At 56.8% G+C, this 24,353-nt stretch carries 18 protein-coding genes; 9 read left to right on the top strand and 9 right to left on the bottom strand.

Going from position 1 to position 24,353, the window contains the following annotated elements:
* Positions 1 to 70: 70 nt before the first annotated feature.
* A complete protein-coding gene (gene macB / locus ACOTWU_RS01940) occupies positions 71 to 2,011 on the bottom strand; it encodes a macrolide ABC transporter ATP-binding protein/permease MacB (RefSeq protein ID WP_126499019.1) in 1,941 nt (646 codons plus the stop codon).
* Positions 2,008 to 3,123: a macrolide transporter subunit MacA gene (gene macA / locus ACOTWU_RS01935; RefSeq protein ID WP_033486313.1), complete on the bottom strand. Its 1,116-nt coding sequence runs from the start codon at positions 3,121 to 3,123 to the stop codon at positions 2,008 to 2,010. Before macA ends, macB begins: the two co-directional genes overlap by 4 nt.
* A 159-nt stretch (positions 3,124 to 3,282) precedes the next feature.
* On the opposite strand from macA, the gene ACOTWU_RS01930 reads away from it, so the two are divergent.
* A complete protein-coding gene (locus ACOTWU_RS01930) occupies positions 3,283 to 4,239 on the top strand; it encodes a VirK/YbjX family protein (RefSeq protein ID WP_126499020.1) in 957 nt (318 codons plus the stop codon).
* Here the strand turns inward: ACOTWU_RS01930 and ACOTWU_RS01925 are convergent.
* Positions 4,236 to 5,894: an ATP-dependent endonuclease gene (locus ACOTWU_RS01925; RefSeq protein ID WP_017693708.1), complete on the bottom strand. Its 1,659-nt coding sequence runs from the start codon at positions 5,892 to 5,894 to the stop codon at positions 4,236 to 4,238. The genes ACOTWU_RS01930 and ACOTWU_RS01925 overlap by 4 nt on opposite strands.
* Before the next feature lie 291 nt (positions 5,895 to 6,185).
* Here ACOTWU_RS01925 and aqpZ point away from each other — a divergent pair, with 291 nt between their 5' ends.
* From aqpZ to ACOTWU_RS01885, 8 genes are all read left to right on the top strand, one after another.
* Positions 6,186 to 6,881 (top strand): aquaporin Z, encoded by a 696-nt coding sequence (aqpZ, locus tag ACOTWU_RS01920; protein WP_032103428.1) that lies wholly within the window; start codon positions 6,186 to 6,188, stop codon positions 6,879 to 6,881.
* Between the two features lie 179 nt (positions 6,882 to 7,060).
* Entirely contained in the window at positions 7,061 to 7,960 is a 900-nt protein-coding gene (locus tag ACOTWU_RS01915) for a lysine exporter LysO family protein (protein ID WP_015570988.1), read from the top strand.
* A 144-nt stretch (positions 7,961 to 8,104) separates the two neighbouring features.
* Positions 8,105 to 9,757 carry a hydroxylamine reductase gene (gene hcp / locus ACOTWU_RS01910; RefSeq protein ID WP_040117445.1) on the top strand — a complete coding sequence of 551 codons (1,653 nt, stop codon included), beginning with the start codon at positions 8,105 to 8,107 and terminating at the stop codon, positions 9,755 to 9,757.
* Positions 9,758 to 9,767: 10 nt separating this feature from the next.
* Positions 9,768 to 10,736 (top strand): NADH oxidoreductase, encoded by a 969-nt coding sequence (gene hcr / locus ACOTWU_RS01905; RefSeq protein ID WP_040117444.1) that lies wholly within the window; start codon positions 9,768 to 9,770, stop codon positions 10,734 to 10,736.
* 304 nt (positions 10,737 to 11,040) lie between these two features.
* Positions 11,041 to 12,759, top strand: a complete 1,719-nt coding sequence (gene poxB, locus ACOTWU_RS01900) for a ubiquinone-dependent pyruvate dehydrogenase (protein WP_032653119.1) — start codon at positions 11,041 to 11,043, stop codon at positions 12,757 to 12,759.
* A gap of 38 nt (positions 12,760 to 12,797) precedes the next feature.
* Positions 12,798 to 13,799 carry a low-specificity L-threonine aldolase gene (gene ltaE, locus ACOTWU_RS01895; protein ID WP_126499021.1) on the top strand — a complete coding sequence of 334 codons (1,002 nt, stop codon included), beginning with the start codon at positions 12,798 to 12,800 and terminating at the stop codon, positions 13,797 to 13,799.
* 10 nt (positions 13,800 to 13,809) lie between these two features.
* Positions 13,810 to 15,246 carry an SDR family oxidoreductase gene (locus ACOTWU_RS01890; protein ID WP_126499022.1) on the top strand — a complete coding sequence of 479 codons (1,437 nt, stop codon included), beginning with the start codon at positions 13,810 to 13,812 and terminating at the stop codon, positions 15,244 to 15,246.
* 92 nt (positions 15,247 to 15,338) lie between these two features.
* Positions 15,339 to 16,352, top strand: coding sequence for an NAD-dependent epimerase/dehydratase family protein (locus ACOTWU_RS01885; RefSeq protein WP_017384852.1), 1,014 nt, complete (start codon positions 15,339 to 15,341; stop codon positions 16,350 to 16,352).
* 138 nt (positions 16,353 to 16,490) lie between these two features.
* On the opposite strand, the gene ACOTWU_RS01880 is transcribed toward ACOTWU_RS01885, so the two are convergent.
* The 6 genes from ACOTWU_RS01880 to gspL form a co-directional block, all read right to left on the bottom strand.
* Positions 16,491 to 18,302 carry a glycoside hydrolase family 19 protein gene (locus tag ACOTWU_RS01880; protein WP_252049319.1) on the bottom strand — a complete coding sequence of 604 codons (1,812 nt, stop codon included), beginning with the start codon at positions 18,300 to 18,302 and terminating at the stop codon, positions 16,491 to 16,493.
* A gap of 134 nt (positions 18,303 to 18,436) precedes the next feature.
* Positions 18,437 to 18,877 (bottom strand): type III secretion system invasion protein IagB, encoded by a 441-nt coding sequence (gene iagB / locus ACOTWU_RS01875; protein WP_040117441.1) that lies wholly within the window; start codon positions 18,875 to 18,877, stop codon positions 18,437 to 18,439.
* A 102-nt stretch (positions 18,878 to 18,979) separates the two neighbouring features.
* Positions 18,980 to 21,682 carry a glycosyl hydrolase family 18 protein gene (locus ACOTWU_RS01870; protein WP_126499023.1) on the bottom strand — a complete coding sequence of 901 codons (2,703 nt, stop codon included), beginning with the start codon at positions 21,680 to 21,682 and terminating at the stop codon, positions 18,980 to 18,982.
* A gap of 254 nt (positions 21,683 to 21,936) precedes the next feature.
* Positions 21,937 to 22,734: a prepilin peptidase gene (locus ACOTWU_RS01865; RefSeq protein ID WP_023303380.1), complete on the bottom strand. Its 798-nt coding sequence runs from the start codon at positions 22,732 to 22,734 to the stop codon at positions 21,937 to 21,939.
* Entirely contained in the window at positions 22,731 to 23,216 is a 486-nt protein-coding gene (gene gspM / locus ACOTWU_RS01860) for a type II secretion system protein GspM (RefSeq protein ID WP_017384857.1), read from the bottom strand. The genes ACOTWU_RS01865 and gspM overlap by 4 nt, the downstream gene beginning before the upstream one ends.
* Positions 23,213 to 24,346 carry a type II secretion system protein GspL gene (gene gspL / locus ACOTWU_RS01855; protein ID WP_032103415.1) on the bottom strand — a complete coding sequence of 378 codons (1,134 nt, stop codon included), beginning with the start codon at positions 24,344 to 24,346 and terminating at the stop codon, positions 23,213 to 23,215. Before gspL ends, gspM begins: the two co-directional genes overlap by 4 nt.
* Between the last annotated feature and the right edge of the window lie 7 nt (positions 24,347 to 24,353).

Genomic DNA, 24,353 nt, shown 5'->3' with positions numbered 1-24,353 from the left:
CTCTCTGATTCATTGTGTACACCCCGCAGGCAAAATGCCAGCCCGATCGGCTGGCATTTTTATTTTCGGGTTATTCCCGCGCCAGCGCATCCACCGGATCCAGCCGCGCCGCGTTTCGTGCCGGCAGCCAGCCAAACAAAATGCCGGTAAAGGTGGAGCACAAAAACGCGGTGAGGATCGCCATCGGTGAGAAGCCAATCTCCCACCCCGGTAAAAAGAGCTGGAGCGCGAAGGCGATCATCATTGAGAGCGCAATCCCCATTGCGCCTCCCACCAGACACACCAGCACCGCTTCAATCAAAAATTGCTGGAGCACATCGCTGGCTCTGGCCCCGACCGCCATGCGAATGCCGATCTCCCGCGTACGTTCGGTCACCGACACCAGCATAATGTTCATCACCCCTATCCCGCCGACGACCAGCGAAATCACCGCCACCAGCGTCAGGAACAGCTGAAGAGTACGTGTGGTCTTTTCGGCCGTTTTCAAGAGGCCGTCCATGTTCCAGGTGAAGAAATCCTTTTTCCCGTGGCGCAACGTTAACAGCCGCTCGAGCTGCTGTTCCGCCAGCGCGCTGTCGTAGCCCTCTTTCACTCGCACGGTAATGGAGTTGAGCCAGGACTGTCCCATAATGCGCCCGGAAATGGTGCTGTACGGCAGCCAGACGCGCAGGATCTTGCTGCTGCCAAACATGGACTGTTTCTCTTCCGCCACACCAATCACCGTGGCGGGCATGTTACCCACCAGGATCACTTCCCCCACCACACGGGTTTTATTGGGGAAAAGCTGTCTGCGCGAGTTAGCGTCTAACACCACCACCTGCGCCCTGCCCGCCAGCTGTTCCGCGTTGAAGGTCGCCCCTTCGCTGAAGGTCATGCCGTAGACGTTGAAGTAATCTCCGCTGACGCCGTTAGCGCTGGCCGCCACGTCGATGTTGCCGTAGCGCAGACGAAGGTTTTGCGACACGGCAGGCGTGGCGGAGTTCACCCACGGCTGCTTCTGAATAGCCGCCAGATCGTCGTATTTCAGCGCCTGCTGATACTGCGGCTCGTCGTCGCCAAAATCTTTGCCGGGGTAAACGTCGATGGTGTTAGTCCCGATGGCGCGAATATCCGCCAGCACCAGCTGTTTCGCCGCATCGCCCACCACCACAATCGACACCACCGAGGCAATACCGATAATGATGCCGAGCATGGTCAGCAGGGTGCGCATTTTGTTGGCCGCCATCGCCAGCCAGGCCATGGTCAGCGCTTCACGAAAGCCGCTGGAGAACTGTCCCCAGCCGGTGGACGCAGGTAAGGCTTCTTTCGGCGCCGCCGCTCTGGACTGACGTGGCGGCGGGTTGCTGACCAGCTCGCCGTCGTGGATCTCAATGATGCGTTCCGCCTGCGCTGCCACCTGCGGATCGTGGGTGACAATAATCACCGTATGCCCCTGATCGCGCAGCTGATGCAGGATCGCCATCACCTCTTCACCGGAATGGCTGTCGAGCGCACCGGTTGGCTCATCAGCGAGGATCACCTGTCCGCCGTTCATCAGCGCACGGGCAATACTCACGCGCTGCTGCTGACCGCCGGAAAGCTGCGAAGGCTGATAATCAACACGCTCCGCCAGCCCAAGACGCGTTAACAGCGCCTTCGCGCGTTCAAGGCGTTTTTTGCGCTCGACGCCCGCATACACCGCCGGCACCTCCACGTTCTGCGCCGCGCTCAGGTGTGAAAGCAGATGGTAACGCTGAAAAATAAAGCCAAAATGCTCGCGACGCAGCTTCGCCAGCGCGTCGCCGTCCAGGGTGGAAACATCCGTCCCGGCCACGCGATAGGTGCCGCTGGTGGGCTTATCCAGACAGCCGAGAATGTTCATCAGCGTTGATTTACCCGAGCCCGACGCCCCGACAATCGCCACCATTTCACCGGCTTCAACGCGCAGGGAGATGCCCTTCAGCACCTCCACCGGCCCGTCGCCGGACGGATAGTTGCGACGAATGTCATTCAGCTCAAGCAGCGCCGTCATTGCGCGGCTCCGGGCAGGGTTTCGCTGGTGACCACTTCCTCACCCTCTTCCAGCCCTTTTACCACCACCACATCGGTGTCGTTACGTGCGCCAATCACCACTTCCCGCTCGCGGGTTTCGCCGTTGCGCAGCACTTTCACCTTGTAGCGATTGTCCCCGGCGGATTCACCCAGCGCGGAGAGCGGAACCGTCAGCACGTTTTTCACGCCGGTCAGCTGGATATGCACCTGGGCGGTCATCTCCAGACGCAGCACGCCCTGCGGGTTTGGCACCTCAAAACGCGCATAGTAGAAGATGGCGTCGTTGACCTTCTCCGGCGTCGGCAGGATATCTTTCAGCACCCCTTCATAGCGGGTTTGCGGATCGCCCAGCACCGTAAACCAGGCTTTCTGCCCCGGCTTAAGGTGAATGACGTCCGCTTCGGATACCTGGGCTTTCACCAGCATGGTGCTCATATCCGCCAGGGTCAGGATGTTCGGCGCCTGCTGCGCGGCGATGACCGTCTGGCCTTGCAGGGTGGTTATCTGCGTCACTTCCCCGGCCATTGGCGCAACGATTTGCGTGTAATCGAGGTTGGTTTTCGCCGTATCCAGCGAGGCCTGATTCCGTTTGATTTGCGCATCGATGGTGCCAATCTGCGCCTGCTTCACCGCCAGCTCCGTGGCGGCTGTGTCCAGATCCTGTTTCGAGATAGCCTGCGTTTTCGCCAGCGCCTGCTGGCGCGTCAGGGTGACCTGAGCGAGATTACGCTCCGCCTGAGCCTGCGCGCGCTGCGCGCGCAGCTCCATCAGCGTCGCTTCCACTTCGCGGATTTGGTTTTGCGCCTGCTCAGGATCGATCACGCCCAGCAGCTGGCCTTTTTTAACCTTATCGCCAATCTCAACTGACAGGGTTTTAAGCTGACCGCTGACCTGCGCGCCCACGTCAACCTTACGCAGGGCATCCAGTTTCCCCGTCGCCAGCACGTTTTGTTGCAGCTCGCCAGGACGAACAATCAGCGTTTGATACTGTGGTACCGGCGCATTCAGTACCTTCCATAACCAGAATCCGCCCGCTAACACCACTACCGCCAGCAGCAGAAACAGCTTTCTGCGTTTTCCCTTCAGGTTCATAAATATTCCAAATAATTGCTCTGGCTATCATCACCGTTGATTTTATCTAAACCACTCCTCAACGAAACCCCCGATCCCCGTAATCGTCGGGAATTGTTTACCCGATGTTGATAAAGCGCCTGCTGAAATAGCGATATTCCACCAGAAGCAGGATCTAACATGTCTTCCATCGTCGATACACCTTATTCAACGCTGCCCCAGCCTAAATCGGGCTGGCAACTGTTTAAAAGCCTGGCATCGGGTTCCCTCACGCCGGGGCTGGCGTGGCAAAATCCGGCCTATCGACGTAAGTTTATGTTGCGCTCGCTGGCAACGCCGTTCACCACTGCGCGCCTGCTCGGAAATCTTGCAAAACAGCCCCGTCTGATGCAGATCCTGCGCGTGCAGCCCGGCCTGCCGTGCCGCCTGCACCGGCCGTGGCTGACCGTCAATATGGGCCGTCAGACTACGCTGGACGCATTGAACGATCACTATGAGATGATGAGCCGCCATCTTCCGGCGTCGCTGCTGAACGGTTACCTCTCCAGCCAGGGCATTATGCTGGTGACGTTAACGGGCAAAGAGGAGCAGCAGTTTAGCGTTCGCCTGAGCGCGGATGCGTTTCTGGACAAAGAAGGGGAAGCGACCCTCACTTTTTGCGACCACCAGAACACGATGCTGGCCGAGCTGACCTTTACGCTGTGCACATACCAGGGCAAGCCAACGCTCTTCATCGGCGGAATGCAGGGGGCGAAAGCGCATGTCCCGCACGAGCACATTCAGCTGGCGACCAAAGCCTGTCACGGACTGTTCCCAAAACGTCTGCTGGTTGAAGCGGTCATGACGCTGGCAGGCGCCTTCCCGGTCGAGCAGATCCTCGCGGTGAGTAACGCCACCCACATCTACCGCAGCTGGCGCTATCGCAAGAAAAAAGAGGGAAAATTGCTGGCTGACTATGACAGCTTCTGGCGCTCCCTTGGCGGACAGCAGCAGGATAACGGCAACTTTGCCCTGCCACTGACCATGCCACGCAAACCGATGGAAGAGATTGCGAGTAAAAAACGGTCCGAATACCGCCGCCGCTATGCCCTGCTTGATAGCCTGATCCAACAGGTTTCGCAGGCGACTGCCCGTTAATCGGCCCTCCCGCGAGCCAGCCAGAGGACGCGGGAGAACATTTTACGCAGCAGCGTGGGCACCGACTCCACGCCTCGCCTGCCCGCTTCCGTCGCAACTTCAATGGCCAAATCCGGTTTTGACGACCGATGGATAGCTTTGGCAATCACCCGGCGCATATTCATGGGCACATCTACCGGGATCATCGCCACGCGGTGAAAGACGTCGTCAAATCCCTGGCGGTACATAAAGTGCTCCATGTCCATCGCAGGCAGCGCGGTCAGATGTTCCCGCTCCTCTTCACGATCGTTATTGAGCAGGCTGCGCACGGTCGCCGCATATTTTTTACCCGCCTCATCGCCATCCACCAGTACGTGCCACTCTATCCCCATCCGGCGCGCAAATTTGATCAGCGGTTTTAAGCCAGACTGAGCAAATTCGATCACTTTGATCCCTTCGGCGTCAAAGTGGTGTCCGCACTGGCGAGCCAGCTCGTTTATCACCCAGGTTTCCGTTTCCCCTTCCACCAGCAACCAGCAGCGGGCAAACAGGGAAGAGGCACGGTTAAAACGGATATGAAACGCAATTCGTCGGCCATCTTCGGCATTTAACCCGCCGGGCCCGAGCCGGTAAGCGGTGACCCGCGACGATTCACGCACCAGGCGGCAGACATACTCCACCGGCGTCAGAGAGAGCAGCTCTCCGGAATTCGTGGTGGTGACTCGCTGCAACGGCAGCAAATTAAGAAGATGCCATGCCACGGAAAGCATAATCGGGTGCAGCCGCGTTTCCGGATCTTCCACCAGCAGCAGCGGGCGCGCGTCCCGATCCAGGCGCACCGTCCCTTTCGCCTGTAAAAGCGTGGAGAATAATCCCAGCAGGATCACCCGATGCGTGCGCCCGCCGGGGCGGTCGATCATGCGGTTGATAATATCGAGATAGCGCCAGCTTCGTTGTTCATCGTGCGAGCGGCGACGCATCAGACGGTGGCGCGCCTGCCCCGTTCCCTGCTCGGAGAAATAGTGCTCCAGCAGTTGCACCATGGCAGACAGTCCCTGACGGATCTGGCCGTCGGTGAGGTTCTGCGGCCGTGAGACCAGTTCACGGGCGAGGAAATCCAGTTCGCGGGCGGTCACCTCCACCTCGGGCATATTCGGCACGGTGCCGTTACGGATCCGCCGCATAAAGCGCGCGTCTCGTAAGCGCAGCACGGGGGAGAGGCGGATAAGATGGCGGGCAAGCTCGTCAATATTATCGAGCGGGATCGGATTTCCCTTCTCATCAAGAAATTCACGCAGGGTTAACACCCCGTCGTTTTGCGCCATTTCGCCCTCAAGGCGATAGAAAATACGCTGGAAACCATCTTCACAGGGCACCCAGCAGGGCGACATAGGCCGAAAACGACGCACGCGATGGCGACCGGGCTCGGATTCGCGGAAGGTCAGAATGATATGCAGGTGTTTCTCGCGTCCGTTGACATCCCCTGGCGGAAACCAGAAGTCATCATGAACGAAGTGGTACAAGTTCTCTTCGGGCGAAAGTAGCAGCGTCAGGGCATCCAGCAAGCTGGATTTACCCCAGGCATTTTCGCCTATCAGGACGTTGTTCTGTTCCAGTTGCAGCGACAGGCGGTTAATCCCGCGAAACCCGACAATCTCCACACGTTCGAGTAGCATACATCCCCCGCAATTCGGCCACTTTTTCCTTCAAGTTATCAGCAGTATAGCGGCAGGCTGTGGGTCACGACAGCAGAATATACGCCCCCTTAATTATTGGGCTATGCTCTTATTACCTCCGTTCTGAACAAGGATTGACATCACATTGCCTTAAATCAAATTTAGTGAATTTATTTGAGTGGCGAAGGGATGTTGATGGTTTCAAAATACTGGCTCTTTGAGTCGTCATCCCTTTATGGCGATATAACCCGCGCGCAGGAATGGGCGCGGACGTTTATTATTGAGGTGGTTATGTTCAGAAAATTAGCGGCAGAATGCTTTGGTACATTCTGGCTGGTGTTTGGTGGCTGCGGTAGCGCAGTACTGGCAGCCGCATTTCCGGAATTAGGTATTGGCTTTGTCGGCGTCGCGCTGGCATTCGGTTTAACTGTATTAACCATGGCATTCGCCGTGGGGCATATTTCCGGCGGTCATTTCAACCCGGCCGTCACATTAGGATTATGGGCGGGCGGACGTTTCCCGGCGAAAGATATTATTGGCTATATTATTGCCCAGGTTATTGGCGGTATTATTGCCGCGGCGGTGCTGTACGTAATTGCCAGCGGTAAAGCCGGATTTGACGCCGCGGCCAGCGGATTTGCGTCGAACGGCTTCGGCGAACACTCTCCAGGCGGCTACTCGATGCTGTCTGCCATCGTGATTGAAATTGTGCTCACCGCAGGCTTCCTGTTGGTGATCCACGGCGCAACGGACAAATACGCGCCTGCGGGCTTTGCCCCCATCGCTATTGGTCTGGCGTTGACGCTGATCCACCTCATCTCCATTCCGGTGACCAACACCTCCGTTAACCCGGCGCGCAGCACCGCGGTGGCTATTTTCCAGGGCGGCTGGGCGCTTGAACAGCTGTGGCTGTTCTGGGTGATGCCTATTATCGGCGGTATTCTGGGCGGCGTGCTGTATCGCACCCTGCTGGAAAAACACGATTAATGGTTTTCCCCCTCTCCCTGTGGGAGAGGGCCGGGGTGAGGACATCAGGCCGCACCACCCCAAATAGACAAGCCGGGTAAGGCGTAGCCGCCACCCGGCTTTTTTTGTAGCTTTACCTCACAGCCTTTATTGGGTAGTGTCTCTGGCGCTTAACTGATACTCAAAAGGACCGGCTGTTCATGTTCTCAGGACTCCTCATCATTCTTCTGCCCCTGATTGTGGGCTACCTTATTCCGCTGCGTCATGAATCGGCCTTAAAGCTTATTAATCGTTTTCTCAGCTGGATTGTTTACGTCATTCTGTTCTTTATGGGGATCAGCCTGGCCTTCCTGGATAATCTGGCGACGAACTTGCTTTCCATCCTGCATTATTCTGCGGTTACGGTAGTGGTTATTCTGCTGTGCAATATTGCTGCGCTGTTCTGGCTGGAACGCACTATTCCCTGGAAAAATCACCACCATCAGGAAAAGCTTCCCTCCCGTATTGCGATGGCGCTGGAATCATTAAAACTGTGCGGCGTGGTGGTACTCGGTTTTTTACTGGGTCTGACCGGCTGGGCATTTTTACAGCACGCAACGGAAGCCAGCGAATATACGCTTATTTTCCTGCTCTTCCTGATTGGTATTCAGCTGCGAAATAATGGCATGACGCTGAAACAGATTGTCCTTAACCGCCGGGGCATGATGGTTGCCGTTATCGTTGTGGCCAGCTCACTGGCGGGGGGAGTGATTAACGCCTTTATTCTCGATCTGCCGCTGAAAACCAGCCTGGCGATGGCGTCCGGTTTCGGCTGGTATTCGCTCTCCGGTATTCTGCTGACCGAATCGTTTGGTCCGGTGATCGGCAGCGCCGCCTTCTTTAACGATCTGGCGCGCGAGCTGATAGCCATCATGCTGATCCCCGGCCTGGTACGCCGCAGCCGCTCTACCGCGCTGGGCCTGTGCGGGGCCACCTCAATGGACTTTACCCTGCCGGTATTACAGCGCTCGGGAGGGCTGGAGATGGTCCCTGCCGCCATCGTACACGGCTTTATTCTGAGCCTGCTGGTCCCCATTCTGATGGCGTTCTTCTCAGCCTGATACTGCTTTGGCGGTAGTGAACCTGCCGCCAAAATTGCGCTAAATCAATAACCCTCCACTTAGTATAAGAAAGCACTTTTCTCTGCTGTGGCACAGGCATAACCTTAAACATGTATCTCAAATATAACTTTAACAGGTGTGATTATGTTTTGTGTGCAATGTGAACAAACCATCCGTACCCCAGCAGGCAACGGCTGCTCTTACGCGCAGGGAATGTGCGGCAAAACCGCAGAAACGTCCGATCTCCAGGATCTGCTGATTGCGGCGCTGCAAGGCTTGTCCGCCTGGGCCTTCAAAGCCCGTGAATATGGCATTGTTGATCACTATGCCGACAGCTTTGCGCCGCGCGCATTTTTCTCCACGCTGACCAACGTTAACTTCGATTCTCCACGCATTGTGGGCTATGCCCGCGAAGCGATTGCCCTGCGTGAAGCCCTGAAAGCGCAGTGCCTGAATGCCGACGCCAGCGCCCGCGTGGACAACCCGATGGCGGAGCTACAGCTGGTGAGCGACGACCTGGGCGAGCTACAGCGTCAGGCCGCAGAATTTACTCCCAATAAAGACAAAGCGGCGATTGGCGAAAACATCCTCGGCCTGCGCCTGCTGTGCCTGTACGGTCTGAAAGGTGCTGCGGCCTATATGGAACACGCGCACGTACTCGGCCAGTACGACAACGCTATTTACGCCCAGTACCACAAAATCATGGCCTGGCTGGGCACCTGGCCTTCCGATATGAACGCCCTGCTGGAATGCTCGATGGAAATCGGCCAGATGAACTTCAAAGTGATGAGCATTCTGGATGCCGGTGAAACCAGCACCTACGGCCACCCAACGCCAACGCAGGTCAACGTCAAAGCGACCGAAGGCAAATGCATCCTGATCTCCGGTCATGACCTGAAAGATCTCTACAACCTGCTGAAGCAGACCGAAGGCACCGGCGTTAACGTTTATACCCACGGCGAAATGCTGCCCGCGCACGGTTACCCGGAGCTGCGTAAATTTAAGCATCTGATCGGTAACTACGGCAGCGGCTGGCAGAACCAGCAGGTGGAGTTCGCCCGCTTCCCTGGCCCAATCGTCATGACCTCTAACTGCATCATCGACCCGACCGTCGGCGCGTATGACGACCGTATCTGGACCCGCAGCATCGTCGGCTGGCCGGGCGTGAGCCACCTTGAAGGCGACGATTTCGGTCCGGTTATCGCTCAGGCGCAGCAGATGGCAGGCTTCCCGTACAGCGAAATTCCGCACCTCATCACCGTCGGTTTTGGTCGTGAAACCCTGCTGGGTGCGGCGGATTCCCTGATTGACCTCGTCAGCCGTGAAAAACTGCGTCACATCTTCCTGATCGGCGGCTGTGACGGCGCGCGCGGGGAACGTAACTACTTCACCGATTTCGCCACCCGCGTACCGGAAGACTGTCTGATCCTGACCCTGGCCTGCGGTAAGTACCGTTTCAACAAGCTGGACTTCGGCAACATCGAAGGCCTGCCGCGCCTGGTGGATGCGGGTCAGTGTAACGATGCGTACTCTGCCATTATTCTGGCGGTCACGCTGGCGGAGAAACTGGGCTGCGGCGTGAACGATCTGCCGCTGTCGCTGGTGCTCTCCTGGTTTGAACAGAAAGCGATTGTCATCCTGCTGACCCTGCTCTCTCTCGGCGTCACTAATATCGTGACCGGCCCGACCGCGCCAGGCTTCCTGACGCCAGACCTGCTGGCCATCCTGAACGAGAAATTTGGTCTGCGTTCTGTGACCAACGTTGAAGATGATATGAAGCAACTGCTGAGCGCGTAAGGAGTAACTCATGACCATGCCAACCTCACAATGTCCGTGGCGGATGCAGGTTCATCACATCCATCAGGAGACGCCGGATGTGTGGACGCTGTCGCTGCTGTGCCACGACTACTACCCGTACCGTGCAGGTCAGTATGCGCTGGTGAGCGTGCGTAATTCGGCGGACACTCTGCGCGCCTACACGATCTCCTCCACGCCGGGCGTGAGCGAGTACATTACGCTCACCGTTCGTCGTATTGATGACGGCGCAGGATCCGAGTGGCTGACCCGGGACGTGAAGCGCGGGGATTACATCTGGCTGTCTGACGCGCAGGGCGAGTTTACCTGTGACGACAAGACGGAAGATAAATTCCTGCTGCTGGCGGCGGGTTGTGGCGTGACGCCGATTATGTCGATGCGTCGCTGGCTGGCGAAATACCGTCCTCAGGCCGACGTGCAGGTGATTTTCAGCGTTCGTTCCCCGGAAGATGTGATTTTTGCCGAAGAATGGCGCAACTATCCGGTGACGCTGGTGGCCGAGCACAACGCGACGCACGCTTTTGTCGCGGGGCGCCTGAGCCGCGAGCTGCTGCAAAGCGTGCCGGATATTGCGAACCGCATCGTGATGACCTGCGGCCCGGCGCCGTACATGGAGATCGTGGAGAAAGAAGTGAAAGCGCTCGGCGTGACCCGCTTCTTCAAAGAGCAGTTCTTCACGCCTGTAGCGGAAGCGGCGACCAGCGGGATGAAGTTCACGAAGCTGCAACCGGCGCAGACCTTCTTTGGCCGCGTGGGCACCACGCTGCTTGAAGCGCTGGAAAGCAACAACGTACCGGTGGCAGCGGCCTGTCGCGCCGGGGTGTGCGGTTGCTGTAAGACCAAAGTGGTTTCCGGTGAGTACACGGTCACCAGCACCATGACGCTGACCGATGCGGAAATCGCGGAGGGCTATGTGCTGGCATGTTCGTGCCATCCGCAGGGCGATCTTGTGCTCGCATAATCTGTCGTGGTTCACCTGTAGGCCCGGTAAGCATCAGCGCCACCGGGCTTTTTTGTCCGTGCAGGCCAGCTCATTTGCCTTTGAAACTCCTGTAGGCCCGGTAAGCGTCAGCGCCACCGGGCTTTTTGCCGGGTGGCACTAGGCCTACATTGTGCCTACTGCCTGTGCGGCAGCCCGTTATTTTTTTGACTTTGCCAGGCGCGTCGCGCAGAAAAACCACCTGTACTTAAAGAGTACTGAGCAGGCAATACAGCGACTTTCTTCTAAGCTTGTAAGCGATATCACAAAAAGGAGACGGACAACCATGAAACAAACTGTGGCTGCATACATAGCGAAAACCCTTGAGCAGGCTGGCGTAAAGCGTATCTGGGGCGTCACTGGCGATTCTCTGAACGGACTCAGCGATAGCCTTAACAAGATGAAAACTATTGAGTGGATGCCCACCCGCCATGAAGAAGTCGCCGCCTTTGCCGCCGGTGCCGAAGCGCAGCTTACGGGTGAACTCGCCGTCTGTGCAGGTTCCTGCGGACCGGGAAACCTGCACCTCATCAACGGTCTGTTCGACTGTCACCGCAACCATGTTCCGGTGCTGGCGATTGCGGCTCACATTCCGTCATCTGAAATCGGTAGCGGCTATTTTCAGGAGACGCATCCGCAGGAGCTGTTCCGTGAATGCAGCCACTATTGCGAGCTGGTCTCATCGCCGGAGCAGATCCCACAGGTGCTGGCGATAGCCATGCGTAAGGCGATCCTGAATCGCGGGGTTTCGGTGGTTGTGCTGCCGGGGGACGTGGCGCTGAAGGCCGCACCTGAAACCGCCACCACCCACTGGTACTCTGCGCCCCAGCCAACCATTACCCCTGCCGATGAAGAGCTGAAAAAGCTGGCGCAGCTGCTGCGATACTCCAGCAATATCGCCCTGATGTGCGGCAGCGGCTGCGCCGGCGCGCATAAAGAGCTGGTGGAATTTGCCGGTAAGCTGAAGGCGCCAGTTGTGCACGCCCTGCGCGGGAAAGAGCACGTTGAATACGATAACCCGTACGATGTCGGCATGACCGGGCTGATCGGTTTTTCCAGCGGCTTCCACACCATGATGAACGCCGACACGCTGATCCTGCTCGGCACCCAGTTCCCGTACCGCGCGTTCTACCCGACGGATGCCAAAATTATCCAGATCGACATTAATCCCGGCAGCATCGGCGCGCACAGCAAGGTGGATATGGCGCTTATCGGCGATATCAAATCCACCCTCGCCGCCCTGCTGCCGCTGCTGGAAGAAAAAACGGACCGCAAATTCCTCGATAAAGCCCTGAGCGATTATCGCGATGCGCGCAAGGGGCTGGACGATCTCGCCAAACCGAGCGAAAAAGCGATCCACCCGCAGTATCTGGCGCAGCAGATCAGCCACTTCGCCGACGACGATGCCATCTTCACCTGCGACGTAGGAACGCCCACCGTCTGGGCCGCGCGCTATCTGAAAATGAACGGCAAACGTCGCCTGCTTGGGTCGTTCAACCATGGCTCAATGGCCAACGCCATGCCGCAGGCGCTGGGCGCAAAAGCGACGGCACCGGAACGTCAGGTGGTGGCGATGTGCGGCGACGGCGGGTTCAGTATGCTGATGGGGGATTTCCTGTCGGTGGCGCAGATGAAGCTTCCGCTGAAAATCGTGGTCTTTAACAACAGCGTTCTGGGCTTCGTGGCGATGGAGATGAAGGCCGGAGGCTACCTCACGGACGGCACCGAACTGCACGACACCAACTTTGCCCGCATCGCCGAAGCCTGCGGTATCACCGGTATTCGGGTGGAGAAAGCCTCAGAGGTGGACGACGCCCTGCAACGCGCCTTCGCCATCGACGGCCCGGTGCTGGTGGATGTGGTGGTCGCCAAAGAAGAGCTGGCGATCCCGCCTCAAATCAAGCTGGAACAGGCCAAAGGTTTTAGCCTCTACATGCTGCGCGCCATCATCAGCGGGCGCGGTGACGAAGTGATCGAACTGGCAAAAACCAACTGGCTCAGGTAAAACATTTCACAAGACCTCTTAGATTAAAGGGATGTGAAATGATTGATTTACGTAGTGATACCGTTACCCGTCCGAGCCGCGCCATGCTCGAAGAGATGATGGCCGCCCCGGTCGGGGACGACGTCTACGGCGATGACCCGACGGTCAACGAACTCCAGCGCTATGCGGCAGAGCTGAGCGGTAAAGACGCTGCCCTGTTCCTGCCCACCGGCACGCAGGCTAACCTGGTGGCGCTGCTCAGCCACTGCGAGCGCGGCGAGGAGTATATCGTCGGCCAGGGGGCGCATAACTACCTGTACGAAGCCGGCGGTGCGGCGGTGCTTGGCAGCATCCAGCCGCAGCCGATTGACGCCGCGCCGGACGGTACGCTGCCGCTGGACAAGGTCGCGGCGAAAATCAAAGCCGATGATATTCACTTCGCCCGCACTAAACTGCTGAGCCTCGAAAACACCCATAACGGTAAAGTCCTGCCGCGCGAATACCTGAAAGCGGCATGGGACTTTACCCGTGAGCGCAAGCTCGGCCTGCACGTTGACGGCGCACGTATCTTCAACGCCGTGGTGGAGTACGGCTGCGAGCTGAAAGCGATCACCCAATATTGCGACTCGTTCACCATTTGCCTCTCTAAAGGGCTGGGTACGCCGGTAGGTTCCCTGCTGGTTGGCAGCGCGGACTACATCAGGCGCGCCAACCGCTGGCGCAAAATGACCGGCGGCGGGATGCGTCAGGCGGGTATTCTGGCGGCAGCCGGACTGTACGCCCTGAAAAATAACGTGTCACGCCTGAAAAACGATCACGACAATGCAGCGTGGATGGCAGCGCAGCTGCGTGAAATCGGCGCTGATGTCATGCGTCACGACACCAACATGCTGTTTGTCCGCGTCGGCGATGAGCATGCTGCCGCGCTGGGCGACTTTATGAAAGCCCGTGGCGTGCTGATTAACGCCTCCCCGGTCGTGCGGCTGGTGATGCACCTTGACGTTAACCGCGAGCAGTTGACCGAGGTGGTGAAACACTGGCAGGCATTTTTACAGCGTTAAGGAGCATACCGTGCCGCAACGTATTCTGGTGCTCGGCGCCAGCGGGTATATCGGTCAGCACCTGACCACTGCGTTAAGCCAGCAGGGGCACCAGGTGCTGGCAGCGGCACGCAACACGGAACGCCTGCAAAAGCTACATTTGCCTGGCGTGACGTGTCACAACGTTGACCTTAGCTGGCCGAAAGCGCTTCCTGCGCTGCTGGAAGGGGTCGATACGCTTTACTACCTTGTCCACAGCATGGGCGAAGGCGGCGATTTTATCGCCCACGAGCGTCAGGTGGCGATGAACGTTCGTGATGCGCTGCTGCAAACGCCGGTGAAGCAGGTGATTTTTTTAAGCTCGCTCCAGGCGCCTGAGCACGAGCAGTCAGACCATCTGCGCGCCCGACAGCTGACGGCAGAAACGCTGCGGAGCGCCCGTATCCCCGTTACCGAACTGCGGGCAGGGATCATCGTCGGCGCGGGTTCCGCCGCGTTCGAAGTGATGCGCGATATGGTCTACAACCTGCCCGTGCTGACGCCGCCGCGCTGGGTACGCTCGCGCACCACGCCCATTGCGCTGGAGAATTTACTCCATTATCTGGTGGCATTGCTGGATCACCCGGCGGAGCAGCATCGCGTGCTGGAGGCGGCAGGTCCGGAAGTGCTGAGCTATCAGGCGCAGTTCGAACATTTTATGCGGGTGAGTGGCCGCCACCGCTGGCTGATCCCCATCCCCTTCCCGACCCGCTGGATATCGGTGTGGTTTTTGAATGTGATCACCTCCGTGCCGCCGACGACCGCCAAAGCGCTTATCCAGGGGTTGAAGCACGATCTGCTGGCGGACGATCGCGCGCTGCGCGCCTTAATTCCCCAGGAACTCATCCGCTTTGACGACGCGGTGCGCAACACGCTGAAAGAGGAAGAGAAGCTGGTGAACTCCAGCGACTGGGGTTATGACGCGCAGGCGTTTGCCCGCTGGCGGCCCGAGTACGGCTATTATCCGAAACAGGCGGGCTGTACGGTAAAAACCACGGCCAGCCTGGCAGCGCTGTGGGAAGTTGTGAACCAGATCGGCGGCAAAGAGCGCTATTTCTTCGGCAATATTCTGTGGCAAACGCGCGGCGCGCTGGATCTGCTGGTCGGTCACCGGCTGGCAAAAGGCCGCCCTGCCCATCCCTGGCTGAAGGTGGGCGATACCGTCGACAGCTGGAAAGTGATTATTGTTGAGCCGGAAAAACAGCTGGCGCTGCTGTTTGGCATGAAGGCGCCGGGGCTGGGGCGGCTCTGCTTCACCCTCAAGGACAACGTCGACCATCGTGAACTGGACGTTCGGGCATGGTGGCATCCACACGGAATGCCGGGTCTGTTTTACTGGTTGCTGATGATCCCGGCACACCTGTTTATCTTCCGCGGAATGGCGAAACGGATTGCGCAACTGGCAGAAGAAAAGCGGGAAAATAACTAAATAAAACTCTTAATCTTTCACCTTTCCCATTGCAACACATCGTAATTCACGAAAGAATGCGCACGAAATTCTTTTCAACACAGTGGATTGTTATGAAGGTACTGGTTACCGGGGCGACCAGCGGCTTAGGCCGAAATGCGGTCGAGTTTCTGCGCAACAAAGGCATCAGCGTGAGGGCCACCGGTCGCAATGAGGCGATGGGTAAGCTCCTGCAAAAAATGGGCGCTGAATTTGTCCATGCCGATCTGACGGAGCTGGTCTCCTCTCAGGCCAAGGTGATGCTCGCCGGTATCGATACGCTGTGGCACTGCTCCAGTTTTACCTCCCCGTGGGGTACCCAGGAAGCTTTTGATCTCGCTAACGTGCGCGCCACGCGTCGTCTGGGCGAATGGGCCGTCGCCTGGGGCGTGCGTAACTTTATTCATATCTCCTCCCCGTCGCTCTATTTCGACTATCACCACCATCGTGATATTCAGGAAGATTTCCGCCCGGCGCGCTTCGCCTGTGAGTTTGCCCGCAGTAAAGCGGCGGGCGAAGAGGTGATCGACCTGCTGGCCCAGTCAAACCCGCACACCCGCTTTACCGTGCTGCGTCCGCAGAGCCTGTTTGGGCCGCACGACAAAGTCTTTATCCCGCGACTGGCCCAGATGATGCACCACTACGGCAGCGTGCTGTTACCGCGCGGCGGCGATGCGCTGGTGGACATGACCTATTACGAAAATGCCGTTCACGCCATGTGGCTGGCGAGCCAGCCGGAATGCGATAAGCTGGTGTCGGGCCGCGCGTACAACATCACCAACGGCGAACCCTGTACCCTGCGCAGCATTGTGCAAAGGCTGATTGACGAGTTAAAAATCGACTGCCGGATCCGTTCTGTTCCTTACCCGATGCTGGACATGATTGCCCGCAGCATGGAGCGCTTTGGCAGTAAATCGGCGAAAGAGCCTGCGCTGACGCATTACGGTGTGTCGAAGCTCAACTTTGATTTTACGCTGGATATTTCGCGGGCGGAGAACGAGCTGGGATATAAACCGATTGTATCGCTGGATGAAGGGATAGTGCGTACGGCGGCGTGGTTACGGGATCACGGGAAACTTCATCGTTAGCCTTTTGCCCGGTGGCGGCTGCGCCTTACCGGGCCTACAACTGCACCGTACTGTCCCCTCGCCCCCCTGGGGAGAGGGTTAGGGTGAGGGGAAAGAGCAGACACTAAAACGGCAACCCTGGGGGTTGCCGTTTGCTGTTTATAATGCCGTCCAGGCTTCAGCCCATGCCAGACCTGCGCCAGGTTCATAGTACGTCGGCGCATTGTTACACCAGCCGCTGTACGGGAACGGTTTGCACTGGAACAGTTTACCGTGGTTGTTCACGATATCACCGGCGTTGTACTTGCTGTTCGCGCTCCATGCCGGGTAAGACGTATCTTCTCCGGATGGCGTTGCCGCTTTCGCTTTCACGTTCAGCAGGTAAGACGTGGTGCTGCTCAGTTCGCCATCGCTGACGGTCAGGCTCACTTCATACTGCTGCGCCGTCGCAGACTCTGGCGCTGTAAAGGTCACAACCGCTTTGTCCTGACCGGTAACAGTCTGACCATCCTGGGAACGCCAGGTATACGTCAGCGTGTTACCATCTGGATCGGTAGAGCCTTCGGCGCTCAGAGAAACCTGCGCACCCGCTTCCACTGCACCGATCGGACCGGCAATCTGCGCAACCGGCGCGTGGTTCACCACAACCGGCGTTTCATCCGGCGTTGGGGTTGGTGCCGGCGTTTCATCGTCGGATGGCGTCGGTGTTGGCGTGACCGGCGTTTCGTCCGGGGTCTCGGAAGAACCCTCGTCGTTAACAATTTTCACGTTAAAGAAGTGCTGCACGCACTTGCTGTAGTCACCGTCTTTAAATGCGCTGAACGGGGTCTGGTAACCCACCAGCTGGCAAGAGTAGGTTTTGCCGTCCGGAGTATCCGCGCTCCATCCCCAGTCCTGTTCCCAGTAAATCTTCAGGGCGCCTGCGCCACCTTCGTCGAACTGCTTCATATTGGCGCAACCCAACACTTCGTTCGCCGGTACAGGCACTTTCAGGTAGTTCGCGAACTCTTTGTAATACTTGATACGGTTTTGAGACTGCGCAATTTCAGTCGGGCCGCCGCACTCAACGCCGCCGTTGATGATTTGGGTGGTCACACCAAAGCCCGGAACCAGACCGTTGGCTTTATCGTGATCGTTCGGCTGCCATGTACCGTCGATCACCTGCAACATGCTTGGTTTTGGCGGCTGCGGATAGGCGAAGAAGAAGATCGCACTCGCCAGGTTCAGCCAGGTGTCCGCCACCAGCTCAGGTTTGTCGAGCAGCGTACGCACGTCGCCGTACATCGCTTCAGAGAATGGACCGTAGTTGTAATTGTAGGACAACTGTTTCGCACCACGACCGAAGTAGCTCAGGAAATCGCCGTCTTTATCTTTACCGCAAGGCCAGGTCTGCCCCTGCCAGACGTCCGGGTTACATTCGCCGTTATAACCGCCCTTCTGCCCTTCGCTCCAGCCCATTTCACGTACGTGGACCAACGCCTGACGCCATTCGGCTTCCGGACGCCAGCTTTCGTGGCCGCCGGTCTCCTGGGCAAAGTGGGCAAACATGGTGGCCAGCTCTTTGCGGCAGATGGCGTCGCTGTCACGACCGTCATTGTAGGTCTTACACAGCGCCGGGAATTTACCCACGGCTTTCAGGAAGTTGCTGTAGGTATAGGCCTGCGCGCGCAGCGGGAAGAGATATTCCCAGTCGCTGGCTTTCACAATCCCTTCAACGCGCTTAACGTTGTCCGGGTTCGCCGCCCGGCCTGGCTCAATCAGTTCGACCTGGGCGTTATCCAGCGTCTGGATGGTCTCTTTAACCGAAGCCATCAGCGGGAAGTCCGTCGGTTCCTTCTCTTTCTTCGCCAGATCGCTGGCTTTGATGGTGTACGGCTCACTGCTGGTCTCCTTCAGGTTAGCAGCCTGAGCCATGAGTGGCGCCACGCAGGCTCCCGCAATGAGTACACTCAGTAACGTCCTTTTGTTCATTTCAGTTTTCCTGTTCGTTTAAAATTAAATGTTAAAATCCCGGCTTAGGTATTACTCCGTTAATACATAAACCACATTCAGCTGTTTTCACTTTTCGAAGAACACCTTCAGGAATTCTTCAAAAATAAAAAACGTTAATAACGTGCTGCTAATTTCAGTTGCTGATATTTGGCCCAGACCTTATGGGCATATTTCATCCTCTGCGGATAATTTTCTTTTTTCAGTCCGGCGTTATACGCGCCAACGGCTTCCCAGTTATAGCCATACACCCTGATCATCCCGGCAAGGATAGAAGCCCCGACCATGATCGAGGTACACGGCTCCGTGATTAACCGGTATTCGTCGATTCCTCTGCTTTCCAGCGCGGTAAAATGCGAACTGTTGATTTGCATCAGCCCGACATCCCGCGTGCCATCGCGGTTTTGCCCAACCGCATACGGGTTCATTCCGGATTCCACATTCGCTATCGCGTACAGTAAATAAGGGTCGACATGATAATAATGCGCCGCTTTATCCCAACAATTTGCCAGGGCGCTTTGGCTTATTATCAATAACAACAAAATCAACTTTTTCATTTTTACCTGCTGACAGTTTCGGTTATTTCTCCTTACCAACATCCTGTAAAATGAATTTTGAATCACTCCCCCTCTAAAAGGGGGAGCCATTAATGGGTTAGATTATTTGCAGTCTGTTGATGCGCCTTCTTTTACCCATACGTCGCTGTTGGCTGGATTATCACCACGGGTCCACCATTTCGTACGGTAAACGTTTCCTTCATAGGTGGTGGTGTCGCCGCCGTTGTAGACCAGGTCAGAACGCCAGTTCATCTTCACGTTGCTCACCAGCTCCCATGCATCCACACCGAAGCCAGGCTGATTGCCCTGAGTCCAGTACTTCGCTTTCCACACCAGATGGTCGAAGCTTACGGTATCGCCACCGTTGTAGATTTTGCTGGATTCCCACGCCGCATATTTGCTGGCGTTAGCATCCACAGGCGCATCGCAGCTCCCTTTGTCAGACGGTGGAGTCACATCATCAGCCGGAGGGGTAACGTCATCCGCCGGGTTAGTGTCTTCGTCATCTGGCACAGGTGCAGGCGCCGCTTTCGGATTCACGGTGACCTGGACGTTAGACTGCACGCTGGTCTTACCGTCGCTCACCACCACGCTCAGGGTGTAGGTAGACGTCGAGCTCACTTCCGGCGCAGTGATGTTCACGTTCGCGGAGTCAGACCCGGTAGCGTGCATATCTGCTGGTACACTCCAGGCGTAGGTCAACGCATCTCCGTCTGGATCCGCGGCCTGGGCATGCAGCGCATAGGTTTCACCTGATTCAAGCGTGATCGCTTCCATTGGGTTTAAAACCGGTGCCTGGTTAGCTTTCGGCGCCTTGTTCACCACCTGGATATCAATCGCGTTGCTCAGGCCTTTTGCATCGGTCACCGTCAGGCGGAACACCATGGTCTGGTCGGACGTCGCGGCGGCAACGTTAAAGGTCGCTTTCGCTTTGGTGCTGTTGGTGATGGTGACCGACGGACCAGAGACCTGAGTCCATTTGTAGGTAATCGCATCGCCATCAGGATCGCTTGAAGCAGAGCCATCGAGCGTGACGGTTACCGGGCCAGACACGTTCTGGTCGGCAGAGGACGCGATTGGCGCGTGGTTGGTGACCTCCGGATCAACCGGCGTAGCGTCGCCGCCCAGCAGGCTTTCGTTCATCGCGTTCAGGATGTCACCGGTGTCAGAGTCGATAGACCATGCGAACAGGCCACCCAGTTTATTCGCCAGAACATACTTACCTTTCGCCGTGGTTGAACGCGCATCTTCATACGTGATCAGGTCGCCGGTAGTTTTGTTGAAGACGTAAGGGGCTTCCGCATCAGCGTCGTAGCCGTATTCCCAGCCTGGTTTGCCTTTGTATTCGTTAACGATCTGACGATAGTCAACCACACCGGGTTCCCAGGTCCCTTTCACCATACCTGTAGCGGTGCCGGTGAAAGGATTGTTACCGGTGTAGCCATGCACGCCGGTCCAGCCGCGGCCATACATTCCCGCACCCACCACGATCTTGCCTGGTTGTACGCCCTGGGAAAGCAGCGCGTTAACGCCATTTTCAGTGGTGTAGTCAGTGTCCGGACGCCATGCTGGCGCGCGCAGCGCCGCCTGGTGGCCGAGAACGGTGTTGCTCCAGCCGCCGTAGAAGTCATAGCTCATCAGGAAGATGTGGTCGAGGTACTGCTGAGCGGCAGTGTAATCCACGTCTTCGATCTTATCGCGGCCTGCACCGATGGCGCTGGTCAGTTCATAGGTACGGCCCGTCTGTGCAGACAGCTCGTTCAGCATGGTGCGCAGGTCATGCATCAGCGCGGTATAGGTCGCTTTATCCTGCTGCGGATTGCCCAGGTTTTCGCTCACACCGCCGCCGCCAGGGAATTCCCAGTCGATATCCACGCCGTCAAAGAATTTCCAGGTCTGGAGGAACTCTTTCACAGAAGAGACAAAGCGTGCGCGGATAGCCGGGTCACCCATGTGGAAGAAGGGATCGGAGAGCGTCCAGCCGCCGATAGATGGCAGCACTTTCAGGTCCGGATGCGCTTTTTTCAGCGCCATCAGCTGGCCAAAGTTACCTTTATACGGGTCGTCCCAGCCGGAGACGCCAGCCTGTGGTTTTTGCAGCGCAGCCCATGGGTCGTGGATCGCCACGGTATAGTCAGGTCGGCCCTTACAGTCGTTCTGGAGCACGCGGAAGCTGTTGCCGCCTTCAATGGTTTTCAGGCCGTCGTTGATGCCGTCACCGCCACAGATTGGAATGAAGCCGTAAAGAATGTGGTTGAGGTTTGCCGCAGGGATCTTATCAACCGGGAAGTTACGGTCATAAACGCCCCACTCCGGGAAGTAGGCCGCAACCACTTTATCGGTATGCTTCGCAAACGCTTTGTTATTCTCTTTGAGAGACGTATTCAGCGGCAGCAGGTGGCTACCGTCGGTGTCTGCCACAATAATCAGCTTGCTGGCGCTTTTCGCACAGCCGCTGGCGTTACAGACTTCAACCTGCTCCTGATAACGCCCGCCTTTTTTCACTTTAAACGTTGCAGAGCCCGTCGCGCCGGCTGCGCCGGTCCATACGGTTTGTCCGTCCAGCAGAACTTTCGCTGAAGTTGGCGCATCACCACTCCAGACGTTCCACTCAACTTTTACATCCACGCCATCGTTATGCACTTTGACAAGATTGTTATAATCCTGGGCTGCCTGATCCACTTCCACCAGGGCAAATTTGTCATTGCCATAGCCGATCGTCGGTGCCCCTGGCGCTGCTGCAAATGCGGAGCTGGTTGCCGCCGCAATAAAGAGCGCCAGATATTTTGGCTTCATAAATTTCATTTTTATTTCCTGATAAATTTATTCGTAACGTAATAACCCATGTCTTCCGTGAGATCATGGATGCGTTTCGCGTAATGCGTATTTAACCAACGTGAGTGCCGTGAACAAAAAATTGTTGCTGCGTTGTATTCCTCCATTAAAAGATACAAGCTGAAATTCCGTGTAGCTTATATCTCTTACGATACACTGAGCGTAAAGGGTCGTCCTTCCCTTCCTCCATCAAAAAGATTTATAAAAAATCTTGACCTGTATATTTAAAATGTGAAAGCAAATTGCTGGCTCATAAACACCACTATTCCAGCAAAGGCGAGATAAGGACCAAAAGAAATAGTGAGGTTATTTTTATTTAAATTATTTACGGCGAAATAACCGACAATACCGCTTAACGCTGCCGCCAGTTCAATGGAGGGCAACACCTGCCAGCCGCACCAGGCGCCCAGCGCCGCCAGTAGCTTAAAATCCCCGTAACCCAGACCTTCTCGTCCCGTGATCAGACGAAAAGCCCAGTAGAGCAGCCAGAGCGACAGATAGCCCGCCACCGCGCCGAACAGCGCATCGCGTAGCGGCAACGTGTGGTCAAACGCATGGAGCACTAACCCCGCCCACAGCAGCGGCTGGGTCAGGCAGTCCGGAAGCAGCTGATGCTGCCAGTCGATCATGGCCAGCGGCAGTAAAAAAGCCGCCAGTAACCACAAAGAGAACAGCGCCTGAACGTCCGGCATGCACCAGGCCGTGATGCCAAAAAACAAGGCGGAGATCAGTTCGACCAGAAAGAGTCGCAGCGGGATCGCGCTGCCGCACTGGTGGCAGCGTCCCCGTAATAACAGCCAGCTGAGCAGCGGGATGTTTTCCCACGCGGCAAGTGCGTGCTGGCACACCGGACAGTTCGAGGCCGGAAAGAGCAGATTGCCACTCCCCTCCTCATCCATCACCATCCCCGGTACGCGTTCGGCGACAACGCCAAGAAAACTGCCCACAATGCCGCCCAGGATCGCACTCATTATCGGGAACCCTACCGGAAAGGCGTCCCGCATCAGCGAAAAGGTATTCATGCGTTTTTTGACCAGGTGAGCTGCACCTGCGCTTTCACGTCGCTGAGGTGGTCCACCGGCGTGAGGTTTATTTTTTGCAGTCTCACGCCGGAGGTCTGATTAATTTCACGCAGCCAGCTTCTTAATTCATACACATTCACCCGATTCAACACGAACGATAAAGTTTGCCCCTCCTGGCGCATATCCGTCAGTGAAAGGTTAATTTCATGGGCGCTGTTCTCGACCACCGTACGCGGATTATTCGTTTTGACTATCTGGACCTGAAGATGATTTTTATCAATTTCACTGCGCATCCAGTTAAGGGTTTCTTTTTGTCTTTTAAGCGTCGACTTACTATTTTGAATCATATTATCCAGGGGGATCACTCCCGTGTAATACACCACTGCCCCCACAATGGCAACGGCACATATTTTTAAAATAATTTTTTCCCGGGTGCTATAATTCTGATAGCGTGACTTCAGCTGCGCGATTCGCTCTTTCATTTATGTTTCCCTGCGATCATGGCGGTATACGGTTCGGTTGTTGAAACAGGCTGTAAGGTAAAATCAAAATTCTCACTGGTCTGGTTAACAAACGCCTGCAACGCGGGCTGGTTTTGCGCGCTGACGCTCAGCGTCAGGGTGTTTTGCTGCGCATCGTATTCCAGCAGCTCGATCTCCATCGCAGGGACTGACTGCCGGGCGTTCTCCAGCTCATCAAGCTGAAGAAAGAATCCCTTGCTCTGTTTTTTCAGGCTTTGACCAAAGTGATATTTGATATTGGTCTGCTGGCGCATGCTGGGGAAATGGTGCTGATAAACCTGGACGATCTCCTCCTGCACCCGATTTTCCTGCTGCACCAGCATCCAGGCCATTGCAATGCGTGGCCCCAGCAGCAGAGCAACAGACAGCACACCCGCCGCCACCATCGCGGCTTTCATACTTTTCGCCGCCCGCCCATTACCGGCCTTAAGGCTGAATTCACCGTGAAGCAGGTTAACGCGGCAGGTTTGCCACTGCGGCTGAATCAGTGCCAGCGGATGCTGCCAGGCATGCTGCACGTCAACGTGCACCTTCGCAGGCGCATCGCCGTAACACCACACTTCCCCGACCCCGGCTTTCTGCATTAACAGCGGCAGCAGGGTTGCCTCCATTTCACCCGCCACATGGGGCGATAAACGCAGCCAGTAGCTATCATCCTGTGCGACCAGCGTGCTGCCCCCTGTCGTCACGGGCAGCAGCCAGGCATCAGGCAGGGCCTGAATCACGTTTAATCCGGCCTCCTGACAGCGGGTTAATGCCGCGCGCAGGCGGTCGGCGTCAATGGCCACGGCGTCGACGTCGGCGCCTTTTTTGTGGAGTACCGTCCAGTGGAGGTTGTCCACGTCGCCAATCAGCGTCTCTTCCGCCATCCACGAGAAGGCCATCGCCTGAGAAGCCACCTTTTTCGGCAGCGTAAAATGGCGGAAAATCATGTCGCTGGCGGGCAACAGGAGACAAACGCGCGTAGCCAGGGGGTGTTCGGCCAGCATCTCCAGGCTGTCGACCACCTCAACGCGCTCGCTGCCGGACTCACACCACATTATTTTCCCGCCCTCGCGGCTGTCGGGACGAACAAAAAGTACCTGTTTCATAACGTTC

Origin of the sequence: Enterobacter cloacae complex sp. GYL001, assembly GCF_049237125.1 — a bacterium.
GTDB lineage: Bacteria > Pseudomonadota > Gammaproteobacteria > Enterobacterales > Enterobacteriaceae > Enterobacter > Enterobacter hormaechei_C.
The sequence above is the reverse complement of the archived record's forward strand: the minus strand, read 5'-3'. Positions and strand labels throughout refer to the sequence as shown.